We start from the raw sequence: 14,050 nt of genomic DNA on the forward strand, positions 1-14,050 counted from the left end.
AAAGGGACATGTTCTCGGTGAGGCACGTCTCACAGTCGGTGCCGTCTGGCCCTCACATTAGGGTGTCAAGAATGAACGCCCCGTCTGGCGTGGACGCTGCACAGCCAGCACGCACGCGCTTTTCCTGGATCCCCATCGTCATCGCCGGTGTGGCTGCCGCCATGCATATCTGGAAACTCCCTGAGGCCTTGTCGTTCGTCCAGGACGACCTGGGGATGACCCTCATCGAATCCGGAGTGCTGCTGGGCATCGTCCAGGTCGGATCGATGGCCCTGGGCCTCGCGATCTCCCTCTTCTCGGAAGTCCTTGGGCTGCGGCGCACGCTGCTCATCGGGCTGACCCTGCTGACCGTGGGCTCGCTGGCTGGAGCCTTCGCGGAGACCACCGGTTTCCTGATGGCCACCCGCGCCTTGGAGGGTGTCGGCTTCCTGATGGCCACCGTGGTGGCGCCGCCCCTGATCCGCCTGATCACGCCGCCCGCCAGGACGAACATCGCCATGGGATGGTGGGGATCCTTCCAAGGGCTGGCCACCTTCGTGGCGGTCCTGGCCTCCACCCTGCTGCTCACGAGCGTCAGCTGGCAGGTGTGGTGGGTTGTGATGGCGGTGGTCACCGCAGCAACCATCCCGCTGATCGTGGTGTTCGTGCCTCCACCGCCGTCGGATCGTGACTCCAATGTGCGGCTGGCGGCACGGCGCGTGGGCGCCACCGTGAAGACTCTGACCCCGTGGATGGCCGGCATCGTCTTCGCCTGCTACACCCTGCAATGGGGTTCGGTCATCGGCTTCCTGCCGACGATCTTCGACGAGGCCGGAGTCGGCGGGCTCTGGCCGGGCATCTTCACCGCGATCGTCGGCGGGGTGAACGGGGTCGGGAACATCGTCACCGGACGGCTGCACCAACGGGGCATCCCCATGCGGCGGCTGGTGCTGATCGGCTTGGGCACCATGGGTGTTGCCTCGATCATCACCTTCGCGCCGGATTGGTCGGGTGTGCCGGGTGGGCTGGTGGTGCAGATCCTCGCCGTCACGCTGTTCTCCGGAGTCGGCGCCCTGGTTCCCGCCAGCCTGAACCGGATTGCCGTGGACATCGCCCCGCCCAACGGCTCTGGTGCGGCGGCGATGGGGTTGATGGTCCAGATCTACAACGGGGCCAATTTCGTCGGACCCATCATCCTGGCCGCCATCGCCACCGCTGTGGGCAGCTGGCACTTCTCCTGGGTCATGACCGTCTCGGCGACGCTGTTGGGCATCCTGCTGGCCTGGCGGTTCCTCTCCGCACGCCGACTGGGCATCGACTTCCAGCATCGCGTCTGACGCGGCACCGGAGAGACCGGGGAGACCGAAGCGGAGGGGGTGTCAGTCGCAGCCCTGTGGGCCGCAGGCCTGTCCGTTGAGCCCGCCCGGCCCACCGGCGCCCGCCGGGTTGCCGGCCGCCGGCTGCACCATCTGCAGCGGCTGGAACTCGGCCCAGGACTGCTCGAGGGCCTGGGTGAAGACCTCGGCGGGCTGGGCGCCGGAGATGCCGTACTTGCGTCCGAGTACGAAGAACGGAACCCCGGTGACACCCAGGGCTTGCGCGGTGGCCAGGTCCTGCTTGACGGCCGTCTCCCAGCGGTCCTCGGACAAGGCCTCGTGGACCTGCTCGGCGGTGAGTCCGGCAGCGGTGCCGAGCTCCACCAGCACCTCCTCGTCACCGATGTTCCTGCCGCCCTCGAAGTGGGCGCGGAACAGCTGTTCCTCAAGGTGCTCGGCCGTCTGCAGTGAGACCGCCTTGGCACGTTGGATGACCCGGTGGGCCTTCCAGGAGTTCGCCACCACGAGACGGTCGAAGTCGTAGTCCAAGCCCTCGGCGGCGGCCTGCTCGGTCACGTGCGCCAGCATCGCGGTCACTTGCTCGCGGGGCATGCCCTTGGCCTCGGAGAGGTAGTCGATCTCCTGCCGGTGATCGTGCTCAGGCAGCGTGGGATCGAGCTGGAAGCTCTTCCACTCCACCTCGACCCGGTCGCGGTGCTCGAACGATTCCAGGGCCCTCTCGAACCGGCGCTTGCCGATGAAGCACCACGGGCAGCCGACGTCGGAAAAAATTTCGATCTTCACCTCAGCCACAACCCGGGGTGAGGCGGGGGTATTCCTGGCCGGCCGGCGTCGGGCTCGGGGGACGACGCCGGCCGCGCGCCTCAGGCGCGGCGCAGACCGCCCTGCCACAGGGCGTCGAACGGGGTGTTGCCGGTGACGCGCTGGCGGATGCCCTCGGTGACGAACTCCTTGGCGCGGCGGGCCGCCTCCAGCGGCGTGGCACCCTTGGCGAGTTCCGCGGTGACGGCGGCGGCCAGGGAACAGCCGGCGCCGGAGACCCCGTGGTCGCCGATCTTGGGCGCGGAGAGAACCTCGAGGGTCTCGCCGTCGTAGAACACGTCCAGGGCGTCCGGACCGTCGAGCTTCATGCCGCCCTTGGCGAGGACGGCCGCGCCGGAGACCTCGTGGATGCGCTTCGCCGCTTCCTTCAGGTCCTCCAGGGTGCTGACGGTAATCCCGGACAGCTGCTCGGACTCGAAGTGGTTCGGGGTGGTGAAGGTGGCGAGGGGCAACAGTTCGGCCTTGAGGGCGCGGTCCGTGTCCAGGGCGTGGCCGGGCTCCTGGCCCTTGCAGATCAGCACGGGATCGAGGACCACGTGGTCCCACTCCTGATTCCTCAGGGCGGTGGCCACCGTGGAGATGGTCTCCGGGGAGCCCATCATGCCGAGCTTGGTGGTCTTCAAGGCTCCGGCGTAGTCGGCCTGGATGGCCTCCAGCTGGTTGGCGATCACGTCTGCCTGGACCGGGACGAAGCGGTGGTTCCAATCGTCCTTCGGGTCGAAGGCGACGATGCAGGTCAACGCCACGATTCCGAAGGTGCCCAGTTCCTGGAAGGTCTTCAGGTCGGCCTGGGCACCGGCACCGCCGGTTGCTTCGGAACCGGCGATGGTCAAGGAGAGGGCTGGGGTGTGCACGTCGTACTGATCAGTGGAAGGCATGCGCACCATGTTAATCCCCTTCGGCCGGCGGCGGCTCAGACTGCGGCGGAGGTCGCTTCGGGCCGGACGACCTTCACCAGCGGCTGGGCCACGGCGCGGCCCAGGGCCATCAGGATGGCGGCTGGGAAGCCGATGATGGGAATGAGCATGGGCACCAGGCCGCCGACGCCGGAGAACAGCACCGCCAGGCCGTAGAGCATGCCGACCAGCGCATACCCGATCACATGGATCCACTGGTTGGTCTTGTGGCGGAAGAGCCAGTTCACCAGCAGGCACAGCGGCAGGCCGATGATCAGACCGGCCAGGCCGACGGTGGTCAGCAGCGGAGTCAGGGACCCATAGGCCTGCAGCGCCGGGACGAAGTTCAATACCAGCACGATCGCGGCCATGAGCAGGTTCGGCGCCAGCCAGGCCACGAGGAAGCCGTAGAGCGACATCTTCAGGCGGGGGCGGGGTCCGGCGGCGGTCCGCTTGCGGCGGCTCGGCTTGACCGGAATGGGGGTGGTCATGGGCGTGCTCCAGTAGTGGCGGTGGCGGAGGGGCCGTGCCAGTCTACCGGCGGGGGCGTCCGCCCGCTCAGGCGAACGCGATGCCGTCCATCAGCTTGCGGGCCGTGCGCACGCTGCCGGTGACGAGGACGGTGGGTTCGCCGGCTGCGGAAGACGGGGCTGCCTCCGGGACATCCCCGGAGTCGACCTCCACCACCAGGTCCGTGTGGCCCGTGGGATGCTCCACCCGGGTCTCGGCCGCATCATGGTCTCCGCTCAGACCCGCCACCACCGTGCCGGGCACCTGCCAGGCCACCGCCACCGAGGCCCCGGCGAACACTCCGATGGCCTCATGGACGCGCTTCGGGATGAAACACCGCGTGTTGAACGTCCCCCCGCTCCGGGCGGGTGCCACCAGGCAGACCTTCGGCACCGTGGTCTCGCTGACGTCTCCCAACCCCATGGCGACGCCGGCCTCGAGCCGCACGGCCTCGATCGCCGCGCACAGCTCGGCATCGGCCTCCAGCGCGGCGGGTTCCTCGGTCCCCTCCACGCCCAGTGCCGCGGCATCGATCACGACGACGGGCATCCCGTTGTCCACGCACGTCACCTTGACCCCGGCGAAGGTATCGACGCGGTTCCCCGTGGGGAACAGGGCTCCGCAACTGGACCCGGCGGTGCCCTGATAGTCCAGGACCACCGGGGCCGCGGTCCCCGGCACCCCCGCGATCTCCGCGTCGCCCTCGTACGCGACACGACCGGCCGGCGTCGTGACCCGGGCGCGGGCCACGGAACCGGTGTTGACCATGTGGATGACCACCTCGGTGGTGCCGTCCTGGGCGGGGACGAGGCCGCGTTCGACCGCGAAGGGGCCGATGCCGGCGAGGATGTTGCCGCAGTTCTGCCGGTCTGAGACGGTCGCCTCGTCGACGGAGACCTGGAGGAACAGGTAGTCGACTCCGCCGTCGGAGCGCGGAGAGACGACTGCGACCTTGCTGGTCAGCGGGTGCGCTCCACCCAGCCCGTCGATCTGCCGTGCGTCCGGGGACCCCATCAGCCGGAGCAGCAGGGCATCCCTGGCGGCCGGATCGGCGGGCAGGTCCTCGGCCAGGAAGTACAGTCCCTTGGAGGTTCCTCCGCGCATGATCATGCACCGGACGTCGGTGGTGGTGCCGCTCTGGACGGCCCCATGGTTGTGGTGAGCGGGTGTGGTGGACGGGGCGTGGTCTGGGCTCACGGTGTATTCCTTCGCGAAATCTGCTGCGGCCTGCATTATCTGTGACAAAATTGTTTACAATCAGTTCCATCATGGCTGACGAGCGGGGGAGATTCCAGTGGCAACAGCGACGCGGGCCAGTGCTGCGGTGAACGCGACCGACGTGGCCGACCAGATCCGAGCGGCCATCTTCGCCGGCGAGCTCGTGCCGAACCAGCGGCTCGTGGAGGCTGACCTGGCGGAGATGTACGGGGCCAGCCGCGGCCACGTGCGCACCGCCCTGTCCGAGCTGACGGTCGAGGGCCTCGTCGAGCGGATCCAGAACCGGGGTGCCCGCGTCCGGTCCGTCCCCGTGGAAGAGGCGCTCGAGATCGTGGAGGTCCGCTCTGCCCTGGAAGCGCTGTGTGCCGCACGGGCGGCCACGCGCATCACCGATACCGAGGCCGAGGAGCTGCGGCAGATCGGCCGGAGCATGGAAACCGCCGTCGAGACCGGGGACCAGGCAGCCTACGCCCAGGGCAACACGGATCTGCACTCCACCCTGATCCGCCTGTCCGGACAGAAGACGGCCGCCGCGACCATCGACCGGCTCCGCGCCCAGGCCGTGCGCTTCCAGTACCGCCTGTTCGCCAAGCCGGGACGCTCGCAGCAGTCCCTGCCCGAGCATCTGGCCATCATCGACGCCGTCTGCGCGCGCGAGCCGGAGGAGGCGGCCCGGGCCATGCGCGAGCACCTGATGTCCGTGGGTGCGGCTATCGAGGAATCGGTGCGGTCCGGCGCCTGAAGGACTGGAGCATCCGACGACTGACCTTTCCGGTGATTTGCCGGTGGTCAATCCATGTTCAACGGCTGCCTGCTGGTCTCCTTGGCCAGGGCGACGGCGATCAGCGACACGGCGGCAGCGGCCATCAGGTACCAGCCGGGAGCTATGGTGCTGCCGCTGGTGGCGATCAGCCAGGTGGCCACCAGGGGGGCTGTCCCGCCGAAGAGCGCGTTGGAGAGGTTGAAGCTCACGGCGAACCCCGAGTAGCGGACCTTGGTGGGAAACATCTCGGCCAGAAAGCTCGGCAGGGTGCCGTCGTTGAGGGTGAGCATCCCGCCGAGCAGGATCTGCACCAGGAGGACCACGAGGAAACTGTCCGTGTCCAAGAGGTGGAACGCCGGGATGGTGAAGAGCAGGAAGGCCACGGAAGCGCTCATCAGCACCCGTTTGCGGCCGAAGCGGTCCGAGAGTGAGCCCGTGACGAAGATGAAGCCGATGTAGGTCATCAGAGCGACCGTGGTGGCGAAGTAGGACGAGGTCTGATCGAGGCCGAGCTCCTCGGACAGGTAGGTCGGCATGTAGCTGAGGATGACGTAGAAGCCCACGGCGTTCAGCAGCACGGCACCGGCCGCTTGCACGAGGCTGGTCCAGTGGTCGCGGAACAGGGAGCTCACGGGGGCCTTGACGGCCTCGTCCTTGACGGCCATCTCGCGGAAGGCCGGGGTGTCCTCCAGCTTGCTGCGGATGTATCGACCGATCAGGCCCATGGGTGCGGCGAGCAGGAAGGGCAGTCGCCAGCCCCAATCGGTCATCTGCTGGCTGTCCAGCGTTGCCGTCAGGATCGTGGCGATGAGTGACCCGAGCAGCAGGCCGGTCGCCGTGCTGGCGGGGACCACTGCGGCATAGACGCCGCGCTTCCCTGGTGGGGCGTATTCCACGAGGAAGGCCGAGGCCCCGGCGTATTCGCCGGAGGCCGAGAAGCCCTGGATGAGGCGGAGCAGGAGCAGCAGGAGCGGCGCCCAGATGCCGATGGTGACGTAGCCGGGGATGAGGGCGATGAGGAAGGTGGCCAGGGACATCAGCAGGATGGACCAGGACAGGGCGACCCGGCGTCCGAAGCGGTCGCCGATGTGCCCCCAGAAGAAGCCACCGAGGGGCCGCACCAGGAAGGAGACGGCGAACAGCGAGAAGGTGAGCATGAGGCCCGTGGCCGGGTCCGAGTCGGGGAAGAACACCGCTGTGATGGTGACGGCGAGGTAGCCGTACATGGCGTAGTCGAACCACTCGACGAAGTTGCCGATGAAGCTGGCTGTGGCCACCCTCCGGCGCGTGGCGGTGTCCACCGGAGTATGGGTTTGCCCGCTGAGGGTGGGCCTGGTCGTCGAGCTGGTCATGGTTCCTCGTCTCAGATGTTGCAATGAATGCAATTGAGTTGCATCAAATCGACACCGCAACAGTGTGACCATGTGATGCGCATCACGTCAAGAGCTGGAGGGTTGAGGCCGGCTCAGCCGGCCACAGGTACGTCGTGGAAGCGGCGCAGGGGATGACCGGCGGTCTCGCGGACGAATACGGAGACGACCACCAGGGCGATGACCGCCACGATCGTTACGTAGATGGCTGGGGCTAGCGTGTTGCCGGTGGTCGCTACCAGCCAGGTCGCCAGGTACGGGGCGGTGCCGCCGAAGAGCGCATAGGTGATGTTGTAGCTCAGGCCGGAGGCCGTGTACCGCACGTCCGTGGAGAACATCTCGGAGATCAGCACCGATGTCACCACATTGGCAGAAACCGCGCCCAGGGCAATCAGCAGCTGACTGGCCATGGCGCTGCCGAGGGTGCCGAGCTCGGCCAGCATGTACGCGGGGATGGTCAGCACCGTCAGCAGTACGGCTGATATCTGCATGATCCGGCGCCGGCCGATCCGGTCGGAGAGCCGCCCCATGACCGGAGAGAGCCCGGTGGCGAACAGGAGCGCGACCAGGCTGGAGAGCAGCGCCTGGCCTTGGTCCAGCCCAACCACTTGGGTGAGGAAGGTGGACATGTAGGTGGAGAAGATGTAGAAGGACAGGGCCGTCAGCATGACGAAGCCACCGAGCTTGAGCATCTGCGCCCACTGGCTGCTGATGACCTCGCGGAGTCTCAGCGTCGGACGGTTCGCCGAGTCCTTCACCATGGCCTCGAACTCGGGAGACTCGTGCAGCTTGGAACGGATGTAGAACGCGACGAGACCCATGGGGATGGACAGCAGGAACAGCGCGCGCCATCCCCACTCACCCATGGACTCAGGCGGCAGGGCGAGACTGAGCAGGGCCCCGAGGCCAGCGGCCAGGGCGAAGGAGACGAACGTGGCCGCGGACATCGCGCTGGAGTAGCGGTTCCGCTGATCGTCCGGGCTGTGCTCGACGGTGTAGATGGTGGCGCCGGCATACTCACCGCCGGCGGACAAACCCTGAACGCACCGGGCGACGGCCAGCAGGAGTGCGGCCCAGATGCCGATGGATTCCTGGCTGGGGATCAGGCCAATGGCCGCCGTAGATCCGGACATGAGTAGGACCGTGACGATCAGGATCTTCTTGCGGCCGAGCCGGTCGCCCAACCGGCCGAAGATGATCCCGCCCAGCGGACGCAGTGCGAAGGCGACGGCGAAGATCGCGAAGGTCTCCAGTAGTCCCGTCACCGGGTCACCAGAGGCGAAGAAGGTGGCGGCGATATGGGTGGCCATGAAGCCGTAGATCGCAAAGTCGAACCATTCAACGACGGTGCCGGCGAAGGACGCCCCGACCACCTTCCGGAGGTGCTGGGGACTGACCTTCTGTAGGCCGGGCGTCTGGGTGGTCGAAGTGGTCGTGCTGCTCATGTGGAGTCCTTGGTGCTGCATCGGTTTTGCCTCGGTTGGTCTGTCAGGTGCGGTGGTCGGTCAGTCGGTGCGGACGGTGCGGGGGTCTACATTCGGCGCGGCGAAAACCAGCAGGCCGGCCGCCAGGATGGGAAGGCAGCCCCACCACAGGGTGGCGGTCTCCCAGCTCTGCCCGGCGGACAGGGTAGCGGTGATGAGCACGCCGCCGATGATGGCGCCGACCTGGCCGGAGGCGTTGATGAGTGAGCTGCCGGTGGCACGGGTGTGCACCGGGAAGGACTCTCCTGTGAAGAAAAGCAGGGCGGAGAACGGACCGATCAGGAAGAACAGGCCGGCACTGTACAGGGCAACGATCAGCGGATAGTTGCCGTCCGGGGCTTGCAGCATGGCGAAGAAGCACATGCTGCAGACGATCCAGGCCAGGCCGATCGTGTTGCGTCGCCCGATCCGGTCCCCGAGCCATCCGTGGAACAGGTAGCCGAGAAAGGCTGTGGCATTGGAGACGATCAAGATGGTGAGGGCGTTGTCGAAGCTGATGTTCTTGCCGGACTCGGCCGTCAGCAGCGAGGTGCCCAGGATCGAGAAGGCGAGGACGCCAACCCAGTTCAGCAGGAACGCGGAGCCAATGACGAGCGTGGGACGCAGGGACTTGCCGCGGAACACAGCAGTGATGGGCGAGGACTGCTTCTCGGACGAGATGCCGTAGGCCACAGCGCGCTCGCGGGCCTCGTCCGCGTGCCCGGCCCTGCGCAGCTCGTCCACCTCCTGGCGACGGCGGAACTGGGGGCTCTCCTTGAGCCAGCGGCCGGCCCAGAGGATGAAGACGGCGGGCAGCGCAGCGACGGCGAAGCACAACTCCCAACCGCCGATCGGAAACAGCAGGTAGACCGAGGAGGCGGCGAGGACCGAACCCACTGGCCAGCCGGACTGGACCAGGGAGTAGATCAACCCGCGACGTCTGGCTTTGGCCGGGTCTGAGTAGCGGTGGGCGAACATCTCATTGAGATAGGCGGCGTTGATGGCCTGCTCGGCGTAGCCCAGGCCGGCGATCGAGCGGACCACCACGAGGAAGACGAGGCCCAGACCCGCGGCGATCCCGTAGACCCAGCCGACGGTGGCGGTCAGGAGCGAGGCGAGGGCCGCGCCGGCGACGGCTACCAGGATCCCCTTGCGGCGACCGATCTTGTCCGTCAATGGGCCTATGGCGAAGGCCATCAGCGCGGTGCCGGCGGTGACCCAGGTGTTGACCTCCGTGGAGTGTGCCTCCGACCAGCCCAGGGAAGCGGCCAACTGTGGCAGGAGGTTTCCGAAAAGGACGAAGTCGTAGACGGCGAAGGTCCAGGCGAAGAAGCAGATCCACGAGGCGATCTTCACATCCCGGGACGTGACGTCGTGGGCCGTGGACGGTTTCGAGTCCGCGGCCGCAGTGGAGGTATCCGTCCCGCCCTGCGGCGGAGTTGTCTTGTTCTCGAAGTGTTCCGAGGTGCTCATGGCGGTTCCTGTCGGTTCAGGGTGATGCGGAGTGATGCGGAGTGATGCATGGGGGCGGAAGGAGAGGCCGGACCGTCATCCCGGCTGTGGGGCGGGGGAGGTCGGTCCGCCCTCCTGATGCCGGTTCTGCCTCGCGGTGGACGAGACGGAACCGGGGCGCGGATCGGGGGGCGGCTAAACCGCCATCAGTCGGGATCAGGCAAGGGCATTCTGACGCTGTGCGGACCGCAGCGCGGCCCGTGCCGTCTCGGTGGCGGCCAGGTCTAAGACGGGTTCACCGTCCTTGCCGGTGATGATCACGCCGTAGTCCCGCTCGGCCGCCTCGCGGGTGGTGAAGCCGTCACGGATGTCCTCCAGCACCTTGGTCGGATCCCGCTTGATCGGGTCGCCGAAGGCGCCGCCGCTCGGAACGGTGATGGCGATCGAGTCGCCGGCCTTAAGCTGCCAGCCGGTGACCTTGGAGGGCCAGGACTCCTCGCCTTCGCGGCCGGGGTTCTTCACGAGGGAGGCATTCAGGCCGTCGTGGCCCCCGTCGAAGCCCCAGGGGACGTCCGAGTCGTGGCGCTCTCCCTCACACGTGATGATCGTGTCCGTGAGGAAGGTGTTCTCCCGCACGATTCCGATCCCTCCGCGGAACTGACCGGCTGCCGCCGGATCATCCCGGAGCTCGTAGCGGTCGGTCCGCATCGGGAACCGCCATTCCAACTCCTCGATCGGGTTGTTCCGGGTGTTGGCGATGAGGTTGTCCACCGAGTCCGGGCCGTCACTGCTGGAGCGGGCACCGTAGGATCCCTCGTTCACCTCGAGGTAGACCCAGTACTCGCCGGCATTCTCGTCCCATCCCGAGTAGGACATGAAGTGGATGTGCGCCGAGTTGCCGGCCGTCACCCGCTCCGGGATCACCGGGGCCAGGGCTCGAAGGGCCAGGTCCACGGCACGCTGGACCTGCGAGAAGCGGGAGAACGTGGCGGCAGGGTAGGTCGGGTTGAAGATCGTGCCCTCGGGGGCGATGACCTTCAACGGCTTGAGCATCCCTTCGTTCTGCGGAACGAAGACGGGGAAGGCAACCTCGTCCAGGAACATCATGCGGGTGATGAACGTGAAAGCGGAGACCGTGGTGCCCTCGAAGGCGCAGTTGTAGGCGGTGGGAACCTGCTGGGAGGAGCCGGTGAGGTCATAGGTGATCTCGTCGCCCTCCACGATGACCTTGACCGCGATCGGCAGCTTCGTCCCGTAATTGCGGCCGTCGTCGTCCAGATAGCCGACCTCGGTCTCGTAGACGCCGTCCGGGATCTTGGCGATCTCCTGGCGTAGCATCCGCTCGGAGTAGTCGATCCAGGACTGGCCGGAATCCCGTACCGCGCCGATCCCGTACCGGTCCACGAGGGCCAGGTACCGGGACTTGGCGAGTTCGCAGGCGGCGATCATGGCCTGGAAGTCGCCCTCGTTCGAGGTCGGTGTGCGGGTGTTGTTGAGGATGTGGCGGATCAGGGACTCCTGGCGCACGCCTTTCTCGTAGATCTTCACGGCGCGGAAGATGGTCCCCTCGGACTGGACGTCCTGGATGTCCACCATGAGGCCGGAGAACGCGCCGCCGTTGTCGATCAGTTGCCCGGAGGCCCCGGCGAAGCCGACGAGCTCGCCGGAGTGGAAGATCGGCTCGATGATCGCCACGTCTGGTGAGTGGGTGGCTCCGAGGTACGGATCGTTGTGCAGGATGACGTCCCCCTCGTGGATGTCCCCGCCCAGCACGGACATCACGCCCTTGACGATCTTGGGCATGGAGCCCATGAACATGGGAGTGGAATCCGACTCGGCCAGGACGTTGCCGTCCTTGTCGAACAGGCCGGCACCGAGGTCCTCGGACTCGCGGATGATCGAGGAGTAGGACATCCGGAACAGGACGGAGGCCATCTCCTTGGCGGCGGAATTCAGAGCGCCGCCGATCACGCGCATGAGGATCGGGGTGGCCAGCTTCTCCGCGGATTCCACGGCGGACGGGCAGGTGATGACGATGTTGCCGGCCTCGTCCACCACACCGGAGAATCCCGGGGGGACCACGGTGGTGGTGTCGTACTGCTCGATGACTGCCGGGCCTTCGAAGGCGGTGCCCACGCCCATCCTGCCCCGGTCGTAGAAGCGGGTGTCCACCGAGGTGGGCTTGCCGTCCACGTCGAAGACGACCTTGCGGGTCTCGAGCAGCGCCTCGGCAATATCCGCGCCCCGGACGGGTGCCGGTGTCGGGAGCTCATCCATGAGGCCGGAGGCCTCCACGCGGATATTGACGATCTCCACCGTGCCATCCTTGAACCGGTGGCCATACTCCTCGAAGTGCGCTTCGTGGAAGGCCTCCTCGGCCCGGACCAGCCAGGCGGCGTCCACGGGGCCCTCCGGGACGTCGAAGCGGATCTCGTACCCCTGACCCTCGTATCGGGCATCGGCGAGCCAGCCGATCTTGCGGCGGTCCGCCGCGAACCCCTCGGAATCCAGTTGCTCGACGGCCAGGTCCTCGAGGCCCTCATAGGACCTCTGGATGGCGGCCGGATCGGCCTCGGCGAAGCGGAAGCGCTGGGTGGCCACGAACTCGTACTGCTCGTCGGTGGCCAGCAGGCCGGTGGCGGCGATGATGCCCGGGTGGGCTGGGACCAGCACGTGAGGGACCTCGAGCTCGGCGGCGATCTCGCAGGCGAATAGGGCACCGGCGCCACCGGCGGCCACCAGGGTGAAGTCGCGCGGATCGTAGCCGCGGCGCACCGAGTTCTGCTCGATCGCCTGGGTCATGCCGAATTTCTGGATCTGCAGGGCACCGAGGGCCGCCTCTTCCACGGACATCTTGAGCTGATCCGCGAGCATGCCCATGGCCGCATGCGCTGCCTTGAAGTCCAAGTCGATCCCGGAGCCGGCCAGCAGCCGGTCCGGACGCATACGCCCGAGCAGGGCCTGGGCATCCGTGGAGGTCGGCTCGGTGCCGCCCTTGCCATAGCAGACGGGCCCCGGGGTGGCACCGGCCGACTGGGGGCCCACCCGGAAGACGCCGCCGGCATCCACGTAAGCGATGGATCCGCCGCCGGCGCCGATGGTGTCCACATCCACCATGGGGACCATGGCCTGGTAGTCGCCGATCTTGGTGTCCAGCAGGTGCCGCATCCTCAGCTCGCCCTGGTGGGCCACCCCGATATCGGCGGAGGTGCCGCCGATGTCCAGGGTGATCACGTTCTCATAGCCGGACTGCCGGCCGGCCCAGACGCCACCGATCAGCCCGCCCACGGGCCCGGACATCATCAGCGTCACGGGGCGCTTGGCGGCCTCCTTGATGGGCACCATGCCACCGGAGGACTGCATCAACAGGATCTGCCGGCTGTAACCCATGGCCTCGGCCTCCGTCTGCAGCCGGTCCAGGTAGCGGGAGACGCGCGGTCCGACGAAGGCATTGAGCGCCGTGGTGGAGAACCGCTCGTACTCGCGGTACAGGGGGACGATCTCGCTGGAGAGGGAGAGGAAGGCCTCGGGGAACTCCTCGGTGACGATCTCGCCGATCCTCCGCTCGTGCGCCGGGTTCAGGTAGGAGTGCAGCAGGCAGACGGCGACGGACTGGACGCCGGCCGCCTTGAGCTCGCGGACGCGCTCGCGGACCTCATCCTCGTCCAGGGGCACCAGCACCTCGCCGTGCGGGGCGGTCACGCGCTCCTTGACCGTCAACCGGTGGCGACGCTTGACCAGCGGATGGGTCTGCCAGGGCAGCTCCTGTTGGAGGGAGAAGTTGTGGGGCTTCTTGTGCCGGGCGATGTGCAGAATGTCCCGGAACCCCTCGGTGGTGATCATGCCGACCTCGGCACCCGTGTGGGTCAGGGCCGTGTTGGTGGCCACCGTGGTGCCGTGGACGATCTGCTCGACCTCGGACAGGTGGACACCGGCTTTCGCGCTGAGTCGGCGCAGACCGTCGAGCACGGCCTCGGAGGGGTCGTGGGGGGTCGAGGGGACCTTCTCCACGACGGCGGTCTTCTGCTCGTCGTCGGAGAAGTACAAGTCAGTGAAGGTTCCGCCGACGTCTACGCCGATGCGTTTCATGGGTCTGTCCTTTCGGGGCGGGAAGAGAAAGCAACGTGATCAGCATCACTAGCTGGTTGCTTGGATAGCAATGTAGTTACCGCTAAAGCAACCCGCAAGGGGTGGATGGCCACCAGGGTTCAGCTGCCCGCCCGGTCGGCGGGGTGGCGTT

Annotated in this window: 10 protein-coding genes; 2 read left to right on the forward strand and 8 right to left on the reverse strand. The window is 67.2% G+C overall.

The annotated features are described in order from the left end of the window. The first annotated feature begins 71 nt into the window (after positions 1-71). Positions 72-1,316, forward strand: coding sequence for an MFS transporter (locus IEX49_RS06645; protein WP_188805388.1), 1,245 nt, complete (start codon positions 72-74; stop codon positions 1,314-1,316). A gap of 42 nt (positions 1,317-1,358) precedes the next feature. Here the strand turns inward: IEX49_RS06645 and IEX49_RS06650 are convergent, their stop codons facing one another. The 4 genes from IEX49_RS06650 to IEX49_RS06665 all read right to left on the reverse strand — a co-directional run bounded on the left by IEX49_RS06650 (position 1,359) and on the right by IEX49_RS06665 (position 4,741). Continuing rightward, a complete protein-coding gene (locus IEX49_RS06650) occupies positions 1,359-2,099 on the reverse strand; it encodes a DsbA family oxidoreductase (protein WP_188805389.1) in 741 nt (246 codons plus the stop codon). 80 nt (positions 2,100-2,179) lie between these two features. Further along, on the reverse strand, positions 2,180-3,025 hold the full coding sequence (gene thiD, locus IEX49_RS06655; RefSeq protein WP_188805390.1) for a bifunctional hydroxymethylpyrimidine kinase/phosphomethylpyrimidine kinase: 846 nt from the start codon (positions 3,023-3,025) through the stop codon (positions 2,180-2,182). 26 nt (positions 3,026-3,051) lie between these two features. Next, the gene (locus IEX49_RS06660) at positions 3,052-3,525 is read right to left on the reverse strand and encodes a hypothetical protein (RefSeq protein WP_188805391.1); all 474 of its coding nucleotides are present in this window, start codon (positions 3,523-3,525) and stop codon (positions 3,052-3,054) included. Between the two features lie 67 nt (positions 3,526-3,592). Next, positions 3,593-4,741: a 4-oxalomesaconate tautomerase gene (locus IEX49_RS06665; protein WP_229672332.1), complete on the reverse strand. Its 1,149-nt coding sequence runs from the start codon at positions 4,739-4,741 to the stop codon at positions 3,593-3,595. A 97-nt stretch (positions 4,742-4,838) separates the two neighbouring features. On the opposite strand from IEX49_RS06665, the gene IEX49_RS06670 reads away from it, so the two are divergent. After that, complete coding sequence (locus IEX49_RS06670; RefSeq protein ID WP_229672334.1) at positions 4,839-5,504, forward strand: GntR family transcriptional regulator; 666 nt, start codon at positions 4,839-4,841, stop codon at positions 5,502-5,504. Between the two features lie 47 nt (positions 5,505-5,551). On the opposite strand, the gene IEX49_RS06675 is transcribed toward IEX49_RS06670, so the two are convergent. The 4 genes from IEX49_RS06675 to IEX49_RS06690 form a co-directional block, all read right to left on the reverse strand. Next, entirely contained in the window at positions 5,552-6,877 is a 1,326-nt protein-coding gene (locus IEX49_RS06675) for an MFS transporter (protein WP_188805392.1), read from the reverse strand. 113 nt (positions 6,878-6,990) lie between these two features. Next, positions 6,991-8,340, reverse strand: coding sequence for an MFS transporter (locus IEX49_RS06680; RefSeq protein WP_188805393.1), 1,350 nt, complete (start codon positions 8,338-8,340; stop codon positions 6,991-6,993). A 60-nt stretch (positions 8,341-8,400) separates the two neighbouring features. Further along, positions 8,401-9,831: an MFS transporter gene (locus IEX49_RS06685; RefSeq protein WP_188805394.1), complete on the reverse strand. Its 1,431-nt coding sequence runs from the start codon at positions 9,829-9,831 to the stop codon at positions 8,401-8,403. A 195-nt stretch (positions 9,832-10,026) separates the two neighbouring features. Next, positions 10,027-13,899 carry a hydantoinase B/oxoprolinase family protein gene (locus tag IEX49_RS06690; protein ID WP_188805395.1) on the reverse strand — a complete coding sequence of 1,291 codons (3,873 nt, stop codon included), beginning with the start codon at positions 13,897-13,899 and terminating at the stop codon, positions 10,027-10,029. Between the last annotated feature and the right edge of the window lie 151 nt (positions 13,900-14,050).

The sequence above is a fragment of the Citricoccus zhacaiensis genome (genome assembly GCF_014645315.1).
GTDB classification, from domain to species: Bacteria; Actinomycetota; Actinomycetes; order Actinomycetales; family Micrococcaceae; genus Citricoccus; species Citricoccus zhacaiensis.

Coding starts and splice junctions, on each gene's coding strand:
- IEX49_RS06675 (WP_188805392.1), bottom strand. CDS start 6,877: ATGACCAGCTCGACGACCAGGCCCACCCTCAGCGGGCAAACCCATACT.
- IEX49_RS06685 (WP_188805394.1), bottom strand. CDS start 9,831: ATGAGCACCTCGGAACACTTCGAGAACAAGACAACTCCGCCGCAGGGC.
- IEX49_RS06690 (WP_188805395.1), bottom strand. CDS start 13,899: ATGAAACGCATCGGCGTAGACGTCGGCGGAACCTTCACTGACTTGTAC.
- IEX49_RS06680 (WP_188805393.1), bottom strand. CDS start 8,340: ATGAGCAGCACGACCACTTCGACCACCCAGACGCCCGGCCTACAGAAG.
- thiD (WP_188805390.1), bottom strand. CDS start 3,025: ATGGTGCGCATGCCTTCCACTGATCAGTACGACGTGCACACCCCAGCC.
- IEX49_RS06660 (WP_188805391.1), bottom strand. CDS start 3,525: ATGACCACCCCCATTCCGGTCAAGCCGAGCCGCCGCAAGCGGACCGCC.
- IEX49_RS06645 (WP_188805388.1), top strand. CDS start 72: ATGAACGCCCCGTCTGGCGTGGACGCTGCACAGCCAGCACGCACGCGC.